The organism is Arthrobacter sp. 10L430 (genome assembly GCF_056395245.1).
The window spans coordinates 84183-102437 of sequence record NZ_JBFTJD010000002.1; the positions used below are offsets into that span (position 1 = coordinate 84183).

An 18255-nucleotide genomic window follows, 5' to 3' on the forward strand; every position below is an offset into this window, starting at 1 on the left:
GAGAAGACTCTCAGACGAGTCTCATGCACCCCTCACGTTTGCCCCTCATCATGGAACTCCAGGGGGACAAGGATCGTGACTTCAACGAGCCGAAGGAGTCCGGAATGCGCATCGACACCCGCGATCTTCACGAGCACGTCGCTCCACAGCAGTGGGAGACCGCCGCCCCACAGGCGCCTGCGTGCGTCCAGCTGGGGAATCCGGAGCTCCGCCAGCAGATCCTGGACATCATCCTGGATGTCCTTTCCGATTCTGAACCTGTACGGCCCGAGGTCCGCGGCCGCCTCCTGCAACATCTGGCGGACAATCCCGGCCACCCGGAACGGGCTCTGCTGGAACATCTCCGGGACCCCGGCATCAAGGCAAACGGGGCACTGGAAGTCCTGTAACGGCCAGTTGCCTGGCTGCCAGAAGCCGCCCCTCACCCGCCGCACGCACATGCGGCGGGGGGGTGGCGGCATTAAGGCCCCTCCAATTCCTGGAGGTGTGAGAGCAAGGCCCGCTCCGGGTTTCCCGGATTTTCCATCAGCTGCCACAGCAGCCTGCGCCGCACCTCGGGGGATGTCGTTGTTCCGGAAATGACGTCAGCGATGACGTCCAGGACCTGACCGCGCAGGGAAGGATCCCCAGCCCTCCGCTCCCTTGACCCGGACTCCAGTGGGTTCCCGGCGTGAAGCCCGCGCGGTCGGGCCTCCGTGTCGGGGTCTCCCGGCTCCATCGGCCCACTCCTTCCGCTCCAATCGGCCAGAGAGCCCCTTCGCCCACTGACCTGAGACCCGCCCGGGCTAGTCGTCCGGGCGTGCCCGGCAAGCCGGCCAGCCGTCGCAACGGCTGGCCGGCTTTCCCCGGCGAGCGTCATCGTGTCGCGCTTCTGCTACGAAAACCCGGACCGGGGACCCCCTGTCCTAAGCCCCCTGCCCCCCACGAGCGGGAACCACCCCCATGAGGGGGGCGGCGGGGGACCATGTGGCGGGGATGCAGGGTGCGGCTTTCCTCAAGACGCCCGGGCGAAAGTTGGAGTGTCCTGAAGTCGAAGATCGCCGCGAACCCTCGGCTGCAGGACTGCCGGGTCCGGACGCACTCCCCCAGAAGCTCCGGACCCGGCTATACCCCTCAGCTCTCCTCAGCTCTGGAGATGCCGCTCCGCATAGATGCGAAGAGCATCGCGGACGAAGCCCGCTCCGGCCTCGCCGCCATAATTTGCTGCGAAACGCGGATCGGCGACATACATCTCGCCAAGGCCCACCACATATCCCTTCCTGTCGCCGCCCCGGGACGCCGGTGTCCCCGGGATGGCGGTGAGCCAGTCGACGTGGCGTCGCGCCAGGTCCTGCGCCTCAGCACTGTCGGCTGCGGCGCCCGACCCTGCGGCGCGGATCCAGTCCGTCGCCAAATCCTGGGAGCCTTGCCGCCAGGCCTGCTTCTCCTCGGCACTCATTCCGCGCCACCAGGAGTCCCCCTGGGCGTAGGCGTCCTTCCCCCACCGTTCCTCGACTTCGTTTTTGTACTGTGTGTGGTCGAAACCGTCGAACATTTTTTCTGCCACGAGTTCCCCATCTCCTTTCAATGACTCAATGGTTTGCCGGACGGAGGCCGCCTGCCTGGCCAGCCTTGCCTGTTCCTGCTGCAGCCACTCAAGGTGCCCGCCGAGGGCCCTGACGGCATCCGTCTCCTGCCGGAGCACGTCAGAAATCACTGGCAGGCTGAGGCCCAGTTCGCGCAAAAGCAGGATGCGCTGCAGCTGCACCAGGGCAGCGGAGTTGTAGTACCGGTAGCCGTTATGGCCGGTCCGGCTCGGCCTGAGCAGTCCGATGTCGTCGTAATGGCGCAGCGTGCGGCTCGTCGTGCCGGCGATCTTCGCTATCTCCTGGATGGACCAGTCCATGCGTCCTCCCCTTGCCCATCAGCGGCCGGCCGGTCCGGCCCGCTAATGCGACTCTAAAGGTTGACGTTACGGAAGGGTCAAGGCCGCTTTTTTGCCGGGAAGTCACCCGCCGCTCAGGCTCCTGCCCCGACCCATTCCACGGTGCCATCGGCGAAGAACTGTTCCTTCCAGATGGGAACCTGTGCCTTGATGCGGTCAACGAGCTCGGAACACACGGCAAACGCCTGCCCCCGGTGTGCCGCGGATACCGCGCAGACCAGGGCGGGATCCCCGATTTCCAGGGGTCCTACCCGGTGGGCAGCCCAGATCTTCACCGGCGGTGCCTGGGCATCAGCACCGACGGCGTGTTCGGCCACCAGCTGCGCCACGACGTCGGCCATCACCTGGTGTGCCGTGGGGTGCGCGCTGTAGCTGAGCCGCTCGACTGCCTTCCCGCCGTCGTGGTTCCGCACCACGCCGCTGAAGCTGACCACGGCTCCTGCCGTGTCCGACTCCACGGCGGCGATGGCCTGGTCCACGGAGATGGGCTCCGTGCTCAGCACCGCGTGAACTACTTCAAAGGATGCTTCAGTGCCCATGTCCGCCCTCCAGCTGGTCACAGAGATGCCCGATCACCGGGTCCAGCACGGACAGGCCGTCCATGACGCCCTTGGGTGATCCGGGAAGATTAATAATGAAGGTCCTGCCGGCGGCGCCGGCGTGGCCCCTGCTAAGCATGGCGTGCGGGGTCTTGGCTATCCCGGCCTGGCGGATGCCCTCCATGATGCCGGGGATTTCGCGGTCCAGCAGCGGGAGCGTCATTTCCGGCGTGCGGTCGTCGGGGCTGAGTCCCGTGCCGCCGCTGGTGATCACGACGGCGGGCTGCTGGGTCAGGAGCGCGCGGATGGCCGCTCCCACCGGTTCTCCGTCGGGGACCACCATGGCGGGAAACGTCTCAAAACCGTGTTCGGTGAGCCAGTCGATGATGACGGGCCCGGTCTCGTCGCGGTACAAGCCGGCCGCGGCGCGCGTTGAGGCAATGACAACGCCTGCCTTCCGGCCCTGGACGTCGCCGTGGACATGGGGTTGCGTGCCGCTCACAGTGTCCAGTCCCCGCTCTTGCCGCCACTTTTGGCGAGCACTTTGATGTCGGTAAGTACCGCGTGCTTGTCCACGGCCTTGATCATGTCGTAAACGCTCAGTGCAGCGACGGAGGCGGCAGTCAGGGCCTCCATCTCGACGCCGGTGACTCCCCTGGTCCTGACGGTGGCCAGGATGTCCACGGTATCCGGACCGAGTTCGAAGTCGACGGTCACCTTCGAAATCTGCAGCGGATGGCACAGCGGAATCAGTTCCGGTGTCTTCTTGGCCGCCATGATGCCGGCCACCCTGGCCACAGCCAGGGCATCGCCTTTGGGCAGCCCGCCGGTGCCCAGCAGCGCCAGGACCTCCGCGGTGCTGCGGACTGTTGCTGTGGCCGTGGCCTCACGCGTGGTCTCGGGTTTTCCTGAGACGTCCACCATTTGGGCGGTGCCGTCGTTGCGCAGGTGCGTAAGCCCGGCGCTGTCATTTTGTGCAGTCACAACATCCATACTTCCACTTCGGCGCCCTCGTCGAGCGCGGAGATTCCTTCAGGCACGTGGACCAGGGCGTTCGATTGCGCGAGTGCCCTGATGAGGTGGGAGCTTTCGCCGCCCTCGAGCCGCACGGTGCGGTCCGGCAGCAGCGTTCCCCGTCGCACTTGATGCTTGCCTGCCGGCGACGTCAGCGGCTGGGCGAGCCGGCCCTGGATCCTGGCCCGTGGCGCGGGCGAGCCGAAAAGTTCGCTGAGGACGGGACGCAGGAACATCTCGAACGAAACGAGGCAACTGACAGGGTTACCCGGAAACCCAAGGAAAGGGACGCCGTCGAACGTTCCGATCCCCTGCGGGCCGCCCGGCTGCATCGCCACATGCTGAAAGACCACGGCCTGGCCGTCCATGGCCTGGCGCACCACTTCGTACGCGCCTTTGCTGACTCCCCCGGTGGTGACGATGAGGTCCACGGTGGCCGTGTGGCTGCGCAGGAGGCTGCGCAGCGCGGCGGGGTTGTCGGTGGAGATGCCGGCCCTGACCACTGCCAGCCCCGCCTGCCGCAAGGACGATTCCAGCAGGGTGCCGTTGGCGTCGTAGATTTTGCCGTCCTCCAGTGGTTCGCCCGGTTCCACCACTTCATCGCCCGTAGTGACCAGCAGAACGGTCAGTGCAGGGTGGACCAGGACGTCCGGCAGTCCCAGTGCTGCGAGGAGCCCCAGCTGGCCCGGCCCCAAAAACGTGCCGGCGGGCAGGGCAATTTCCCCAGCCCGGATGTCGCTTCCTGCACGGCGGATATACGTTCCGGCAGGCGCCGCGGGCAGCCGCACCGTCGCTTCCTCGCCGGGTACCGGGAACCTGGCCGGAACGGCCCGCTCAACGGGCACGACGGCATCGGCACCCGCCGGGACCATGGCTCCGGTCATGATGGGGGCCGCCTCGCCCGGCTGCAGCGGGACGGGACGCGAGCCGGCCGGAACCGGAGCCACAACCCGCAGTTCCGCGCCGCCGTCGGGCACGTCAGCAGCGCGGATGGCAAAGCCATCCATCTGGGAGTTGGCGAAGGACGGCAGGCTGACCGGTGCGGTCACGGTCTCCGCCAGCCCGCGGCCCAGGGCATCGGCGAGGGAAAGGCGCTCGGTGCGCCCTGCGGCCGGCAGCGGCTCAAGGAGCTCCCGGACGGCTCGCCGGTGTTCGGCCACAGTGCGGTGGGCGTGGGCCGCGTGCCCCGTTTCGGCGGCTGCTGCCGGAGCGGAGGCGAAGGTGGCAGAGGCGTGCGGCTGCGGTTGGCTGTGCATGGTCCTGCCTTCGGGAACGGCGGCTACGGGTTCACGTCAACTCTAATGGTGTGGAAGCCCGTGGCGCCGTCCGGGGCGACCGACCTTTGTTCCTCGGCCTGCGCGGCGCCGCGGAGGTCCGTGGCGCGCACCTGGACCTCGTGCTGTCCCGGCTGGAGGTCGATGCCGAGCTGCCACTGGTACCACGTGTCCACCGAGATGCCCGGGGCGAGGTCGGCCGGCTGCCAGTTGCCCCGGTCCACGCGCAGTTCCACCTTGCCGATTCCGGTGTGCTGCGCCCAGGCCACCCCGCCGAACATCACCGTGCCGGCGCGGGCGGGCCGGCCGTTGCGGGGCACATCGATCCGCGAGGAGATCTTGATGGGGCCGCGCTCTGACCAGCCGCGCGGTGTCCAGTACGCGACGTCGTCGGCGAACCTCGTGACTTTGAGCTCAGTCAGCCATTTCGTGGCGGACACGTATCCGTACAGGCCGGGAACGATCATCCGCACCGGAAACCCGTGCTCCAGCGGCAGCGGATCGCCGTTCATGCCTACCGCGAGCAGCGCATCCCGGTTTTTGTCAGTCAGGACTTCCAGCGGCGTGCTTGCTGTCCAGCCGTCAGTGCTTCTGGACAGCACCATGTCTGCGCCGGGCTTCGGCCCCGCCATCGCCAGCAACTCACGGACGGGCCAGCCAAGCCAGAGCGCATTGCCGATCAGGTCGCCGCCCACCTCGTTGGACACGCACGCGATGGTCACATGCCGTTCCGTGAGGGGTTTCGCCAGCAGTGCATCGAAGTTGAGCTCTACCTCCCGTTCCACCATGCCGGTCACTTTGAGCGTCCATTCGCGCGGATCGATCACAGGAGCGGAGAGTGCGGTGTCGATGCGGTAGAAATCGGGATTCGGGGTGACGAGGGGAACCATTCCGGCCAGGCCAATCTGGGCGCCCTGCGGAATGCCCGCGGCCCGCGAACGTGGGGACGGCAGCCGGAGAGCGCTGCGGAGCTCGCTGACGCCGGCAGCGCCTCCCCGCCAGGCGGTGGCGAAGGCGCCTCCCACCAGGACGGCCGCTGCCGTGCCGCCGAGCAGTTGCAGGAAGCTGCGCCGCTCCGCGCTGTTCTGCCCGGGGTGCTGCCCGCGGGAACGTGGTGCGGCGGCCTTCTGCCAGGCGGCCAGCCGCCAGATCAGGCTTTGGAGCAGCAGTCCTCCGATGCCGGCCGCCAGCACGGGGAGCGCGACGGCGGTGACAGTCACCTGGGCGCGGGTCAGGACTGCCGCCACGCCCACGATGCCGAAGGCCGCGAAAACGGCGGCACCGGCGAAGCGGCGGCGCAGCTCCAGCACACCGGCCACGGCCGCGAGGATTGCGATCACCAGCGCCATGCCGGTCAGCAGCGCTATCTTGTCCGCGGTGCCGAAAAGCGAAACCGCCCAATCTTTGACTCCCGGCGGAGCTGCGTCAATGACTGCGCCGCCCAGCGCCGTCATGGTCGACAGTGAAGGGCTGACGAACCCGGCGATGAGCTCGCTGGCCACCAGTCCCGTGCCTGCCGCCACCACACCGGCGGCCGCAGCCCAGCCGCGGGGCTGCGCACCAGCGCCAGGCCCGGGTTCCGGAATTCGCCCAGACGCGACGGGCGGCTGTTCGGCAGGCTGTTCCGCAGGGGATGCCCCTGCCGCCGTAACCGGCACAGGTCCACGGGTGCGTTCGGGGGAGTAGTTCGCTTGCCCGGCTGCTGCCCGGGGCACTGCCGGCTGGGACTCGTTCACCCTTCCAGCATAAGTTCGCCGGCCGCCGTCGGCGCCATTTCCAGCGTCATTCCCAAACCCGCGCCTGCCCCTTCCCGCGGCGCATGGATCTGAACGGCGGGCCTGCCCGTCCCGGGAATGTCACAGGCGTGGAGCTGTGCCCAACGTGGCGTAGCCTGAATTTATGAGTGTTCAGCTTGGCATGCCGCAGCCCCGCGAAGGAGGCAGCCCGGTTCCGGGCGCCCAGGGCCTTCCCGCTGCCCGCCCGGCCGATGCTCCTGCCGGGCTTGCAGACCGCTACGGACGCCGTGCCACCGACATGAGGCTGTCCCTCACGGACAAGTGCAACTTACGGTGCACGTACTGCATGCCGGCCGAGGGGCTGGAGTGGCTGGCCAAGCAGGCTGTCATGTCCGCGGAGGAAATCGTGCGGATCGTCAGGGTGGGCGTGGACCTGCTGGGCGTGCGCGAGCTGCGCCTGACGGGCGGCGAGCCTCTGGTCCGGGCGGATCTGGTCAGCATTATTGCGGCCCTCCGGAAGGCGCACCCCGAGCTCCCGATTTCCATGACCACCAACGGGGTAGGCCTGGACAAGAAGGCCGCCGCGCTCAAAGCGGCCGGGCTGACCCGCATCAACGTCTCGCTCGATTCCCTGCACGAGGAAACGTTTGCCGAACTGACCAGGCGCCCGTTCCTGGACCGGGTCCTCGCCGGCGTGGACGCAGCCTGGGCGGCAGGCCTGGGGCCGGTCAAGCTCAACGCCGTCCTGATGCGCGGAATCAACGACGCCGAGTCCCCGTCGCTGCTCGCCTGGGCGCTGGACCGGGGCTACGAGCTGCGGTTCATCGAGCAGATGCCGCTCGACGCCGATCACGGCTGGACGCGGCGAAACATGATCACCGCGGCGGAAATCCGGGACCTGCTCTCCGCGGACTACCTCCTGAGCCCGGATCCGCGTGCACGGGACGGCGCGCCTGCCGAGCGTTTTGAAGTACGACGCCGGGTGGCGGGGTCAGCTGATCCGCACGGACCGGTGCTGGGCACCGTGGGAATCATCGCCTCGGTCACCGAGCCGTTCTGCTCGGACTGCCGCCGGACCCGCATCACGGCCGAAGGCAAGATCATGAGCTGCCTGTTCTCCCGCGAGGAGTTCGACCTTCTGGGCCTGCTTCGCGACGGAGCCAGTGATCAGGAACTGGCGGAACGCTGGCAGGACGCCATGTGGGTCAAGCCCAGGGCCCACGGCATGGACCACGTGGGACTCGACGCCCCGGACTTCGTCCAGCCGGACCGCAGCATGAGCGCCATCGGAGGCTGAACCCTTGAACGTACGTTACTTCGCTGCCGCACGGGCTGCGGCAGGCATGGAGGAAGAGCGCTTCGACCTTCCCGCCGGGGCCACGGTGGAGTCGCTGCTGGCCGCCGTGCTCGGGGTTGAACGCCCCGAGCCGCCTGCCGGGACGCCACCGCTGGCGAGGATCCTTGCCCGCAGCAGCTTCCTGCTCAACGAGGTTGCCGTCCGCGACCGCACTGTGGTTCTCTCCGACAGCGACGTGGTGGACGTCCTGCCGCCCTTCGCCGGCGGTTAAGAACGAAGCGGCTCGGATCCGGACTGCGGGTCACGCCCGGCGGCAGATTGACGTCATGAAGGGGCTGAAGTCCTGCGCGTCCCCCAGCCTGAGTTCGGCGGTGTGGATGAGGATGCCGTTATCGACCCGGAACGTGTGCCGGGCTGTTCCGCGGTCACTGTGCCGCTCCACGGTCAGCGTGGAATCATGCCAGGCGCCCCGGGCCGGCGCTGCCGGGGGCCTGCCCATGCTGTCCACGTAGTACCAGAGGGTTTCGTCGTGGTCCGGGTCGACGGTGAAGACGCCGTGGCCTTCGAAGTGCGTGCCGTCGGCCTCGGTGTGGCGGTACGTCTGCACCACCGCAAACCCGCCGGCTGCCCGCGTGAACGTCACCTCCGCGGTGGCGATCCGGGCCGGCCCCCACGGCGATGAGGCCAGCTCAGTGGTGCCCAGCCAGCGTCCGACGAAAATCCCGAGCGCCTCGTGCGCTGTCCCCGGATGCGGCCGGTCCATTCTTCCTCCGAGTCGGATGACTCCGAGCGGAATTCCGGAGTGGTCTGGCTCCATGATGATCCCGCGCCGCGGGCATGTCCAGCGGCATGGTCAGGGGCAGGTCCGGTGCCGCGCCGGCTGAGGGCCACCCCTCGCGAAACATCAGAGCCCGAAGGTTTCCGTCTCTTCGAAGGGACCCACAACCGTCACTGTCCGCGGCGCGGCTGCCAGCTCGCGGGCCAGCTCCTGCACCTGCCCCGCCGTCACGGCCTTGATGAGCCGCAACGTCTCGTCGATGTCCTGGTACTCGCCGGAGACGAGTTCGGCGCGGCCCAGCCGGGACATGCGGGATCCGGTGTCCTCCAGGGCGAGGACGATCCCGCCACACAGCTGGCCAACTGCCTTGCGGAGTTCGTCGTCAGAAATGCCGCCGTCTGCAAGCTTGTCCAGCTCCGCCCCCAGGAGTTCCAGTACCTGGCGGACTTTGGTGGGCGTGCAGCCGGCGTACATGCCGAAGTAGCCGGCGTCGGCGTAGGAAGAGGCGAAGGAATACGTGGAGTAAACAAGCCCTCTCTTCTCACGGATCTCCTGGAACAGGCGCGAGGACATCCCGCCGCCCAGTACTGCGTTCAGCACGCTCATGACGTACCGTCGCTCATCGGTGGCCACGATGGTGGGGCAACCCATGATGATGTTGGCCTGCTCCACAGGACGCTTGACCACGTGCAGGCCTGACGTGCCGGTGATGTCCGCGCGTTCTGTGGAGCGGCGCTCCACAGGGGCAGCATCGGGCTCTAGCGACCAGCCTGCGGCGTGAAGGGCGTCCACCACAAGGCGGCACACGACGTCGTGCTCCAGGCCGCCCGCAGCAGTAATGACCAGCTCATCCGGACGGTAGTAGCGCCGGTAGTGGTCCCAGACCGAGTCGCGGGCCACAGCCCTGATGGCGTCAGGGGTGCCGCCGATGGGGCGTCCGAGAGGATGCGTTCCAAGAACGGCGGCGACGAAATGCTCATGGGCCACGTCTGTGGGGTCGTCGCTGTCCATGGCGATTTCTTCCAGGATGACGTCCCGTTCCTGCTCCATTTCGCCCGGGTCCAGGACGGCGCCGGTAATCATGTCCGCGATCACGTCGATGGCCATCGGCAGGTCAGTGTCCAGCACGCGGGCGAAATAGCAGGTGCTCTCCTTCGCCGTAGCGGCGTTGGATTCCCCGCCGACCTCGTCGAACGCCGACGCGATTTCGAGCGCGGTGCGCCGCTTGGTGCCTTTGAACAGCAGGTGCTCGAGGAAGTGGGTCGAACCGTGCTGGCCGGGTGCCTCGTCACGCGACCCCACACCCACCCAGAATCCGACGGTGGCGGAGCGCTGGCCCGGCATCGCCTCGGTCAGGACACGCACCCCGCCGGGGAGGACGGACCGGCGCACAACCGAGCCGCCGTCGGCGCCGTGGATCAGGGTGTCGCCGGGGTGGTTCTGAGCCAGCGGCAGGGGTACGACAGTCATCAAGGCCTTTCAGGAAGCGGAGCCAAATCTGCCTGCAATCGTACCAGCGGGCCGCGACGCCGGAGTGTGAGGGGTTAACGGCGGCGGGGCCGGTGGATCAACCACCGGCCCCGCCGTCGTCTGCTGGGCAGTTACCGCCCTTGACTGCTGTTAGTCGTCAGATCCCTCTGCGGGAGACGAAGCGTGAACGCGCTCGGCTTCGCCGGCGCCTTCCTCGTCAGCCACTACGGGAGACAGGGACAGCTTTCCACGGTCATCGATCTTGGTGATCTCGACCTGGATCTTCTGGCCCACGGAGACGACGTCGTCGACGTTGTCCACGCGCTTGCCACTCGCGAGCTTGCGCAGCTCGGAGATATGCAGCAGGCCGTCCTTGCCCGGGGTCAGGGAGATGAACGCACCGAAGGTGGTGGTCTTGACGACCGTGCCCAGGTAGCGCTCACCGATTTCCGGAACCTGCGGATTGGCGATGGCGTTGATCGCGGACCGTGCAGCGTCAGCCGACGGGCCGTTGGTTGCGCCGATGTAGACAGTTCCGTCGTCCTCGATCGAGATGTCGGCGCCGGTGTCTTCCTGGATCTGGTTGATCATCTTGCCCTTGGGCCCGATGACCTCGCCGATCTTGTCCACGGGGATCTTGACGGCGATGACACGCGGTGCGAACTCGGAGAGCTCGTCCGGGGTGTCGATCGCTGCGTTGATGACCTCGAGGATGTGCAGACGGGCTTCGCGGGCCTGCTTCAGTGCTGCTGCCAGCACGGAGGCGGGGATGCCGTCGAGCTTGGTGTCCAGCTGGATGGCCGTGACGAACTCGGAGGTACCGGCGACCTTGAAGTCCATGTCGCCGAAGGCGTCTTCGGCGCCGAGGATGTCGGTCAGGGCCGCGTAGCGGGTCTGACCGTCAACCTGGTCAGAGACCAGGCCCATGGCGATGCCGGCGACGGCGGCCTTCAGCGGCACACCGGCGTTCAGCATGGACAGGGTGGAGGCGCAGACGGAACCCATCGACGTCGAACCGTTGGAGCTGAGAGCCTCAGACACCTGGCGGATGGCGTAGGGGAATTCCTCACGGGACGGCAGGACCGGCACGAGCGCGCGCTCAGCCAGGGCGCCGTGGCCGATTTCGCGGCGCTTGGGCGAACCCACGCGGCCGGTTTCACCGGTGGAGTAGGGCGGGAAGTTGTAGTTGTGCATGTAGCGCTTGCGCGTTACCGGCGACAGCGAATCGATCTGCTGTTCCATCTTGAGCATGTTCAGCGTGGTGACACCCATGATCTGGGTCTCGCCGCGTTCGAAGATGGCCGAACCGTGGACGCGGGGCAGAACCTCGACCTCGGCGGTGAGCTGGCGGATGTCCGTCAGGCCGCGGCCGTCGATGCGGATCTGGTCCTTCAGGATGCGCTGGCGCACAACCTGCTTGGTGACCGAGCGGAATGCTGCGGACAGTTCCTTCTCGCGGCCCTCGAACTGGCCGGCCAGGGAAGAAGTGACTTCGTCCTTGAGTGCGTCGGAGGCGGTGTCGCGCTCCTGCTTGTCACCGATCTGGAAGACGGCGGCCAGCTTCTCAGCGGCGGCAGCCTCGACGGCGGCGTAGACGTCATCCTGGTAGTCAAGGAAGACCGGGAACTCGACGGTCGGCTTGGCGGCGCGTGCTGCCAGGTCGGCCTGTGCTTCGCAGAGGGCCTTGATGAAGGGCTTTGCAGCCTCGAGGCCTTCGGAAACAACCTCTTCGGTGGGGGCAGTGGCGCCCTGTTCCTTGATGAGGTTCCAGGAGTTGTCGGTGGCTTCGGCCTCGACCATCATGATGGCGACGTCATCACCGGCAATGCGGCCTGCGACGACCATGTTGAACACGGAGTTCTCGAGCTGGGAGTGCTTCGGGAAAGCTACCCACTGCGAGCCGTTCTCGTCGGCGACGAGGGCAACGCGGACGCCGCCGATCGGGCCGGAGAAGGGCAGGCCGGAGAGCTGGGTGGACATCGAGGAGGCGTTGATGGCCACCACGTCGTACAGCTCGTCGGGGTTGATCGCCAGGACGGTGACGACGATCTGGACCTCGTTGCGGAGGCCCTTGACGAAGGCCGGACGCAGCGGGCGGTCCATGAGGCGGCACGCGAGGATGGCCTCGGTGGACGGACGGCCTTCGCGGCGGAAGAACGAGCCCGGGATGCGGCCGGCAGCGTACATGCGCTCTTCGACGTCGACCGTCAGCGGGAAGAAGTCGAAGCCTTCGCGCGGGTGCTTGCCGGCGGTGGTGGCGGACAGCAGGGCGGTGTCTTCGTCGATGTACACCATGGCTGCGCCGGCTGCCTGCTTGGCAAGACGGCCGGTTTCGAAGCGGATTACACGCTTGCCGAAGCGGCCATTGTCAATGACGGCTTCTGAGAACTGGATTTCGGGACCCTCCAAGAGAGTCACCTCCGTTTCTTGTTTAACGGAAGTCCAGCCGCATCAACCCAGGCCAGCATCTGTCTACTGGCCTGCACTGCACCCGGTCATCGATCGAGACCCACGGGCCGGGGCTTCAAGACGTCGAAGCCGTTCCCGGGGATCACTACCGAGGACCGCGAATGCGTGATGCGGTTGATCCTCCTGTTTAGTTATCTGTGAAGCGGGCGGCCCGTTCCGCTCCGGAAAGGGCCGCCCGTAATGCCTGACTAGCGGCGCAGGCCGAGGCGCTCGATGAGCGAACGGTAGCGGGCGATGTCAGTGTTCTTCAGGTAAGTGAGCATGCGCTTGCGACGACCGACCATGGCCAGCAGACCGCGCTGGGTGTGGTAATCGTGCTTGTGCTCCTTCATGTGCTCAGTGAGATCCTTGATCCGCTGAGTCAGGACTGCAACCTGGACCTCCGGTGAACCGGTGTCGCCTTCGGACGTTGCGAAATCCTTGATGATGGACTGCTTTACAGCGGCTTCAAGTGCCACAATAACTCCTAGAGATGTGCCGTGAGGCCCGAGTCAGTAACCCACTGCCGGGTGTGCCGGCGCGGACCATCCCGATAAACGGGGGCCGGTGCGCGCGAAACAGGATCCAGCAACCACGGACTGCAGCCGGATCCACCGCTTAGTTTACCGGCCTTGTTGCAATCTTGTCGAAACGCCCCCAGCGTTGTCGAAACTACCCGGGCCGCCTTGCCGGGCACGTGAAGGCCGGCCGCGCGTGAAGGTCAGGCACGCGGCAGCAGGTCGCGGACGGCCGCCATGCCCCGGTGGAGCTCGGTGAACCCCGTGCTCAGCGGGGAGAGCCCGATCCTGATGCCCTCCGGTGCGCGGAAATCGGGGATGACGTCCCTGTCCCACAACAACGCAGTCACTTCCCGGAAGGCCGGATGGTCGAGGCTGATGTGGCTCCCCCGCTGTTCGGGGGCGCGTGGTGTTGCGAGTTTCACGCCGGCTGGCGCAAGCCAGGCATCGTGCAGCTCCAAAGCGTAGGCGGTCAGGCGCAGCGACTTTTCCCGGATGGCCGGCATTCCCGCTTCCTCGATCAGGTCCAATGTGCCTCGCATCGCGATCATTCCGAAGATGGCCGGGGTCCCGCTGAGGAAGCCTCGGATACCGGGGGCTGCCTCGTAGCCGGCGCCCATCTCGAAGGCGTCCTTCCGGCCCATCCATCCCCAAATTGGCTGGGCCAGTCCGGGAAGATGCCTGGCATTGACATACGCAAAGGCGGGCGAGCCGGGGCCGCCGTTGAGGTACTTGTAAGTACAGCCGGCGGCGAAATCAACGCCGCTGGCATCCAGCCCTATCTCCACTGACCCCGCCGAATGACACAGGTCCCACACCACCAGCGCGCCGGCGTCGTGCGCCGCCGCCGTGATGGCCGGCAAGTCGGCAAGGAACCCCGAGCGGTAGGCCACATGACTGAGAAGCACGACGGCGGTGGCCGGCCCTACGGCCTCGCTCACCTGTTCAACGGTTACCCCGGCGGCAGGGTCGGCGTCGATCCAGCGCAGCGTCAGCCCTTCCTCCCGCGCGATGCCCTCGACGAGGTACCGGTCGGTCGGGAAGTTGTCCGTGTCCAGGACGATCTCTGTCCTTGCGGAATCCTTGACCGCTGCAAGCGCGGCGCGGATCAGCTTGTAGAGCACCACCGTGGTGGAATCGGCAATGATGGTCTGGCCCGGGGCGGCACCCAGGACGGCACGTCCCAGCTGGTCCCCAATGGCCTGGGGCATCTCCAGCCATTCCTCATCCCAGCCCCGGATCAGACGGCCGCCCCAGCCCGCATGGATGAAGGCGTTGATGTCCTCGGCCGTCCTCTTGAGCGGACGGCCCAGGGAGTTGCCGTCAAGGTGGGAGAGCTCCGTGTCCGTGCCGATGAAACGCGCACGGTACGGCGCCAGGGGATCCTCGGCGTCCAGCAGGGCCGCACGTTGGCGGAGCGCGTCTTCAGTGCCGTGAATCCTGGTCACTGGCCGATCTCCGTCCGTACGGCGAACAATTCCGGGAAGAACGTGAGTTCAAGGGCTTTTTGGAGAAAAGCCGCGCCGCTTGAGCCGCCGGTTCCGCCCTTCATGCCGATGGTGCGCTGCACGGTCCGCAGATGGCGGAACCGCCACAGCTGGAAGTTGTCCTCCAGGTCCACGAGCTCCTCGCACGCTTCGTAGGCGCCCCAGTTGTCGGACGCATTTTCGTAGATGTGCTTGAAAAGCGGCACGAGCTCGGGCGTGAACTCGTGCGCCTTGCTGACGTCGCGGTCAAGGACGGAAGCGGGCACGTCATAGCCCTTGCGGTGCAGGTAGGCCAGGAATTCGTCGTAGATACTCGGGGCATCGAGGACTTCCTGGAGCAGCGCGTGAGCCTCCGGATCGGATTCGAACACCGGCAGCATCTTCCGGTTCTTGTTGCCGAGGACGAACTCCACTGCCCGGTACTGGCTGGACTGGAATCCTGAGGAGTTGCCGAGGAAACCGCGGAACTGCGAATACTCGGTGGGCGTCAGCGTGGCCAGCACCGACCACTGCTCCGTGAGGGTTTTTTGGATGTGCTTAACCCGGGCAATCCCTTTCAGGGCCGTCCCGAGATCATCCGCCCTAAGGTGCTCCGCCGCGCTGCGAAGCTCGTGGAGCACGAGCTTGAGCCAGAGTTCGGTGGTCTGGTGCTGGATGATGAACAGCATTTCGTCATGGTGTTCCGGCGTGCTGACAGGCCGCTGGGCACTGAGCAGCGTGGGCAACTGCAGGTATGCCCCGTAACTCATCCTGGAACTGAAATCGCGGACGATCCCCTTGTCCAGTTTTCTGGTGTTCTTTTCCACGGTCACAGTGTTGCCTTCCTTGCCAGTACTGTGTGGGGCCGACAAATCAGCGCTTGAGGAGGAGGTCGTGGGTCTGCACGACGTCCTGGCGCATCTGCTCCACGAGGGCTTCCGGCCCACGGTATGCCACCATGCCCCGGAGCCGGGCGACAAACTCCACCACTACTGTCTGGCCGTACAGATTGAAGTCGTCTGCGGACTCTTCCGGGCGGTCGATGACGTGGGCCTCAACCTGGCGGCTGACGCCGTCGAAGGTCGGGTTGGAGCCGACCGAAATAGCGGCCGGCCACCGGGTGCCACCTTGGTCCACCAGCCAGCCGGCGTAGATGCCGTCCGCCGGGATGAAGCCGCTGGCGTCATGGGAGAGGTTGGCAGTGGGAAAACCGAGCACGCGGCCGCGGGCCGCCCCGTGGACCACTTCACCGCGCATCTGGTGCGGGCGTCCGAGCACGGCGGCCGCCGTGGCAACGTCGCCGCCGTTCAACGCTTCACGCACCCAGGTGGACGAACAGCGGCGGTCAGTGCCGCCGTCGTCGTGGAGGGGAAAACCCTCGGAACCGAATTCACTGATGACCAGGACTTCGAAGCCGAACTTCTCCCCCAGCTCGCGCATGGTGTTCAGGTCACCGGAATTGCCCCGCCCGAAGCGGGTGTCATGGCCGATGACCACGTGGCTGGCGTGGAGGCTGTCAACAAGAACCGTTCCGACGAATTCGTCGGGAGTGAGGCTGGCAAGCTCCAGCGAGTACTTCATGACCAGCACCGCGTCCAGGCCCAGCTCTCCCAGCGCCTGGAGTTTGTCCTGCAGGCCCATGATGAGCTCAGGTGCGGCCTCCGGCCGGTGGACCTGCGCCGGGTGGGGATCGAACGTCACGGCCACGGACTTTGCCCTGTTCAGCCTGGCCGTCCGGATCAGCTGGGACAGCACCTGCTGGTGCCCGCGGTGGACTCCGTCGAAGTTGCCGATAGTGACAACGGAGGGACCAAAGTCGTCGGGGACTTCGGTCGGATCGTTCCAGATGTGAACCATCAACCTCGCCTTTTACTGCCTTACAGGAACCCGTCCGGGCGCCTCAAAGGCGCCGGAACTCTCTAAGATTACCTGCAATCGCTGCAGGTCATGGACGCCCGCGGCGCCGCGGTTCGGCAGAACCTACCGCGCCCCGGAGTCCCGGACTAGGATGCAAAGGCAGCTGTCCGGCGACGCAAGCTTGTGCCGCTTCCCATGACGCCCGAGCGCTCAGCGGGCCAGAAGGAGTATCCATTGACTGACATCCATGAGCTTCTGGGGCAGATCCCGGTGGACCAGATCGCAACCCTGCTCGGCACCGATACCGCCACCGCGCAGGCCGCCGTGGAGGCCGCCGTCCCCACGCTCCTTGCCGGCATGCAAAACAATGCGCAGGCTCCGGGCGGCGCGGCGTCCCTGGAATCGGCGCTGGCGCAGCACCGGAACGGACCCGCCGACGGCGGAGTGGACGCCACCCAGGTAAACACCGACGACGGCGAAAAAATCGTGAGCCATGTCTTTGGCGGCCAGCAGGACCAGGTGGCAAACCAGCTGGCTGGTGCCGCAAACCTGGGCGGCGGCGTGGGCGGGGACCTCGTCCGCAAACTCCTTCCGATTCTCGCGCCGATTGTCATGTCCTACCTGGCGAAGAAAATCCTTGGCGGCGCCCAGCAGGGTGCCGGCCGGTCCCCGCTGCCTGGCGGGGAGGCCTCCGGCGGGGCGGGCGGGATCGATCTGGGCAGCATCCTGGGTGGCATTCTGGGTGGCGCTGCCGGCGCGGGCGGCCCTGGACAAGGAGGCCTGGGCGATATCCTCGGCGGCATTCTGGGCGGAGGCCGGCAACAGCAGTCCCAGCCAAACCCGGTCCCGGCTTCGGACCAGCCCGAGCCGACACAGCCGCCTGAGCCCGTGCAGCGCGCCGAGCCGGCCACTGGCACGGAGGGCGAACCGGCGCAGCGTTCCGTCACGCCGGGCGAGGTCATTGACGTTGATCTGCCGGGCGAGGACCAGCCGGATCAGTCGACATCCGGGCAGCCGTCAACGAACAACGACGGCGGCCTCGGCGGGATCCTCGGAGACCTGTTCGGCAAGAAGTAATGCGGCGGTGCAGTACTGCCGGGTGTGGTGCCGCCAGGTGAGGTGCAGCTAGGCGGCCGGCGCGGATGGCCGCCTGCGGTAGAGCCAGACCAGGCCCAGCACCGGAAGGATCAGCGGGATGAAGGCGTAGCCGCGGCCAAACAGGGACCACACCGTCTCGTGGGGAAACTGGACGGCGTCAAACACGCTCAGCGCGCCGACGACGATCACTCCGACCAGTTCCACGAGCACGGCGATGACCGAGACGCGGAACCAGGTCCGGCCCGGCTTGGCGAGCGACACCGTGGCCACGACATAGACGAGGGCTGCGAAGGCAGACAGCACGTAGGCCAGCGGCGCCTCGGAGAACTTGGTGAGAATCTGGTAGCCGGCCCGCGCTGTGGCTGAAATGGCGAACACGGCATACACCGCGATGAGCAGCCGTCCCGGGCCTGTGTTGCGCGTGTTCCGGAGGCTTGCGGCGGTCTTGGGTGTTGCGGTCACGTTGTGTGCTTCTTCCACTTTCAGTACCAGATCTGGTTCATTCGCGCGGCCATGACCAGGGCGGTCACGCCGACGGCGGCAAGGACAAAGTTGCTCCAGCGGGTCCGTTCCAGGATGGACCAGTACACGGCGGCGACGGGCAGCATGAGGGCGGTGACGAGATAGCCCCAGAATTCCCAGGCCTCGCCTGCGATCTGTTCCCCCGCAATAACCCGGACGATCGAACCGACGAGGTACACCAGCAGCGACAACTCCACGGCGCCCACCGACAGAATAGTGACATCGTTGGGGGCTTTCTTCAGGATTCCCGCCACCGCGCAGATGACGGTGGAGAGGAGTCCGACGCCCAGGATGATGTAGAAATATGCGTCCAA

Annotated in this window: 19 protein-coding genes; 4 read left to right on the top strand and 15 right to left on the bottom strand. The window is 66.7% G+C overall.

Annotated features, from left to right (window positions below; translation table 11 throughout):
* Window positions 1-23: 23 nt before the first annotated feature.
* Window positions 24-389 carry a hypothetical protein gene (locus tag AC1DDG_RS02600; protein WP_230117564.1) on the top strand — a complete coding sequence of 122 codons (366 nt, stop codon included), beginning with the start codon at window positions 24-26 and terminating at the stop codon, window positions 387-389.
* A gap of 734 nt (window positions 390-1123) precedes the next feature.
* Here AC1DDG_RS02600 and AC1DDG_RS02605 read toward each other — a convergent pair.
* From AC1DDG_RS02605 to AC1DDG_RS02630, 6 genes are all read right to left on the bottom strand, one after another.
* Window positions 1124-1885 carry a MerR family transcriptional regulator gene (locus tag AC1DDG_RS02605; RefSeq protein ID WP_476874841.1) on the bottom strand — a complete coding sequence of 254 codons (762 nt, stop codon included), beginning with the start codon at window positions 1883-1885 and terminating at the stop codon, window positions 1124-1126.
* Window positions 1886-1998: 113 nt separating this feature from the next.
* Window positions 1999-2463 carry a molybdenum cofactor biosynthesis protein MoaE gene (locus AC1DDG_RS02610; protein WP_230117561.1) on the bottom strand — a complete coding sequence of 155 codons (465 nt, stop codon included), beginning with the start codon at window positions 2461-2463 and terminating at the stop codon, window positions 1999-2001.
* Window positions 2453-2965, bottom strand: a complete 513-nt coding sequence (locus AC1DDG_RS02615; protein WP_476874842.1) for a MogA/MoaB family molybdenum cofactor biosynthesis protein — start codon at window positions 2963-2965, stop codon at window positions 2453-2455. Before AC1DDG_RS02615 ends, AC1DDG_RS02610 begins: the two co-directional genes overlap by 11 nt.
* The gene (gene moaC, locus AC1DDG_RS02620) at window positions 2962-3456 is read right to left on the bottom strand and encodes a cyclic pyranopterin monophosphate synthase MoaC (protein ID WP_476874843.1); all 495 of its coding nucleotides are present in this window, start codon (window positions 3454-3456) and stop codon (window positions 2962-2964) included. The genes AC1DDG_RS02615 and moaC overlap by 4 nt, the downstream gene beginning before the upstream one ends.
* The gene (locus tag AC1DDG_RS02625; protein WP_476874844.1) at window positions 3444-4733 is read right to left on the bottom strand and encodes a molybdopterin molybdotransferase MoeA; all 1290 of its coding nucleotides are present in this window, start codon (window positions 4731-4733) and stop codon (window positions 3444-3446) included. The genes moaC and AC1DDG_RS02625 overlap by 13 nt, the downstream gene beginning before the upstream one ends.
* Before the next feature lie 23 nt (window positions 4734-4756).
* Window positions 4757-6205 (bottom strand): molybdopterin-dependent oxidoreductase, encoded by a 1449-nt coding sequence (locus AC1DDG_RS02630; RefSeq protein ID WP_476875012.1) that lies wholly within the window; start codon window positions 6203-6205, stop codon window positions 4757-4759.
* Window positions 6206-6650: 445 nt separating this feature from the next.
* Here AC1DDG_RS02630 and moaA point away from each other — a divergent pair, with 445 nt between their 5' ends.
* Both moaA and AC1DDG_RS02640 read left to right on the top strand, forming a co-directional pair.
* On the top strand, window positions 6651-7784 hold the full coding sequence (gene moaA, locus AC1DDG_RS02635) for a GTP 3',8-cyclase MoaA (protein WP_476874845.1): 1134 nt from the start codon (window positions 6651-6653) through the stop codon (window positions 7782-7784).
* 4 nt (window positions 7785-7788) lie between these two features.
* Window positions 7789-8055 (top strand): MoaD/ThiS family protein, encoded by a 267-nt coding sequence (locus tag AC1DDG_RS02640; protein WP_476874846.1) that lies wholly within the window; start codon window positions 7789-7791, stop codon window positions 8053-8055.
* 30 nt (window positions 8056-8085) lie between these two features.
* Here the strand turns inward: AC1DDG_RS02640 and AC1DDG_RS02645 are convergent, their stop codons facing one another.
* The 7 genes from AC1DDG_RS02645 to AC1DDG_RS02675 form a co-directional block, all read right to left on the bottom strand.
* A complete protein-coding gene (locus tag AC1DDG_RS02645; protein WP_230117555.1) occupies window positions 8086-8547 on the bottom strand; it encodes a DUF1579 family protein in 462 nt (153 codons plus the stop codon).
* A 141-nt stretch (window positions 8548-8688) separates the two neighbouring features.
* Entirely contained in the window at window positions 8689-10032 is a 1344-nt protein-coding gene (locus tag AC1DDG_RS02650) for a M16 family metallopeptidase (RefSeq protein ID WP_476874847.1), read from the bottom strand.
* A 150-nt stretch (window positions 10033-10182) separates the two neighbouring features.
* Window positions 10183-12441, bottom strand: a complete 2259-nt coding sequence (locus AC1DDG_RS02655; protein WP_476875013.1) for a polyribonucleotide nucleotidyltransferase — start codon at window positions 12439-12441, stop codon at window positions 10183-10185.
* Between the two features lie 248 nt (window positions 12442-12689).
* Complete coding sequence (rpsO, locus tag AC1DDG_RS02660) at window positions 12690-12959, bottom strand: 30S ribosomal protein S15 (RefSeq protein ID WP_230117553.1); 270 nt, start codon at window positions 12957-12959, stop codon at window positions 12690-12692.
* A 242-nt stretch (window positions 12960-13201) separates the two neighbouring features.
* Window positions 13202-14446, bottom strand: a complete 1245-nt coding sequence (gene kynU, locus AC1DDG_RS02665; protein ID WP_476874848.1) for a kynureninase — start codon at window positions 14444-14446, stop codon at window positions 13202-13204.
* Window positions 14443-15297, bottom strand: coding sequence for a tryptophan 2,3-dioxygenase (kynA, locus tag AC1DDG_RS02670; RefSeq protein WP_230117551.1), 855 nt, complete (start codon window positions 15295-15297; stop codon window positions 14443-14445). The genes kynU and kynA overlap by 4 nt, the downstream gene beginning before the upstream one ends.
* Before the next feature lie 40 nt (window positions 15298-15337).
* Window positions 15338-16321 (bottom strand): bifunctional riboflavin kinase/FAD synthetase, encoded by a 984-nt coding sequence (locus AC1DDG_RS02675; RefSeq protein ID WP_476874849.1) that lies wholly within the window; start codon window positions 16319-16321, stop codon window positions 15338-15340.
* A gap of 234 nt (window positions 16322-16555) precedes the next feature.
* Between AC1DDG_RS02675 and AC1DDG_RS02680 the strand changes: the two genes are divergently transcribed.
* Complete coding sequence (locus tag AC1DDG_RS02680) at window positions 16556-17398, top strand: DUF937 domain-containing protein (RefSeq protein ID WP_476874850.1); 843 nt, start codon at window positions 16556-16558, stop codon at window positions 17396-17398.
* 48 nt (window positions 17399-17446) lie between these two features.
* Here AC1DDG_RS02680 and AC1DDG_RS02685 read toward each other — a convergent pair whose 3' ends face one another.
* Window positions 17447-17899 carry a hypothetical protein gene (locus tag AC1DDG_RS02685; protein WP_476874851.1) on the bottom strand — a complete coding sequence of 151 codons (453 nt, stop codon included), beginning with the start codon at window positions 17897-17899 and terminating at the stop codon, window positions 17447-17449.
* A gap of 2 nt (window positions 17900-17901) precedes the next feature.
* The gene (locus AC1DDG_RS02690) at window positions 17902-18255 is read right to left on the bottom strand and encodes a hypothetical protein (protein ID WP_476874852.1); all 354 of its coding nucleotides are present in this window, start codon (window positions 18253-18255) and stop codon (window positions 17902-17904) included.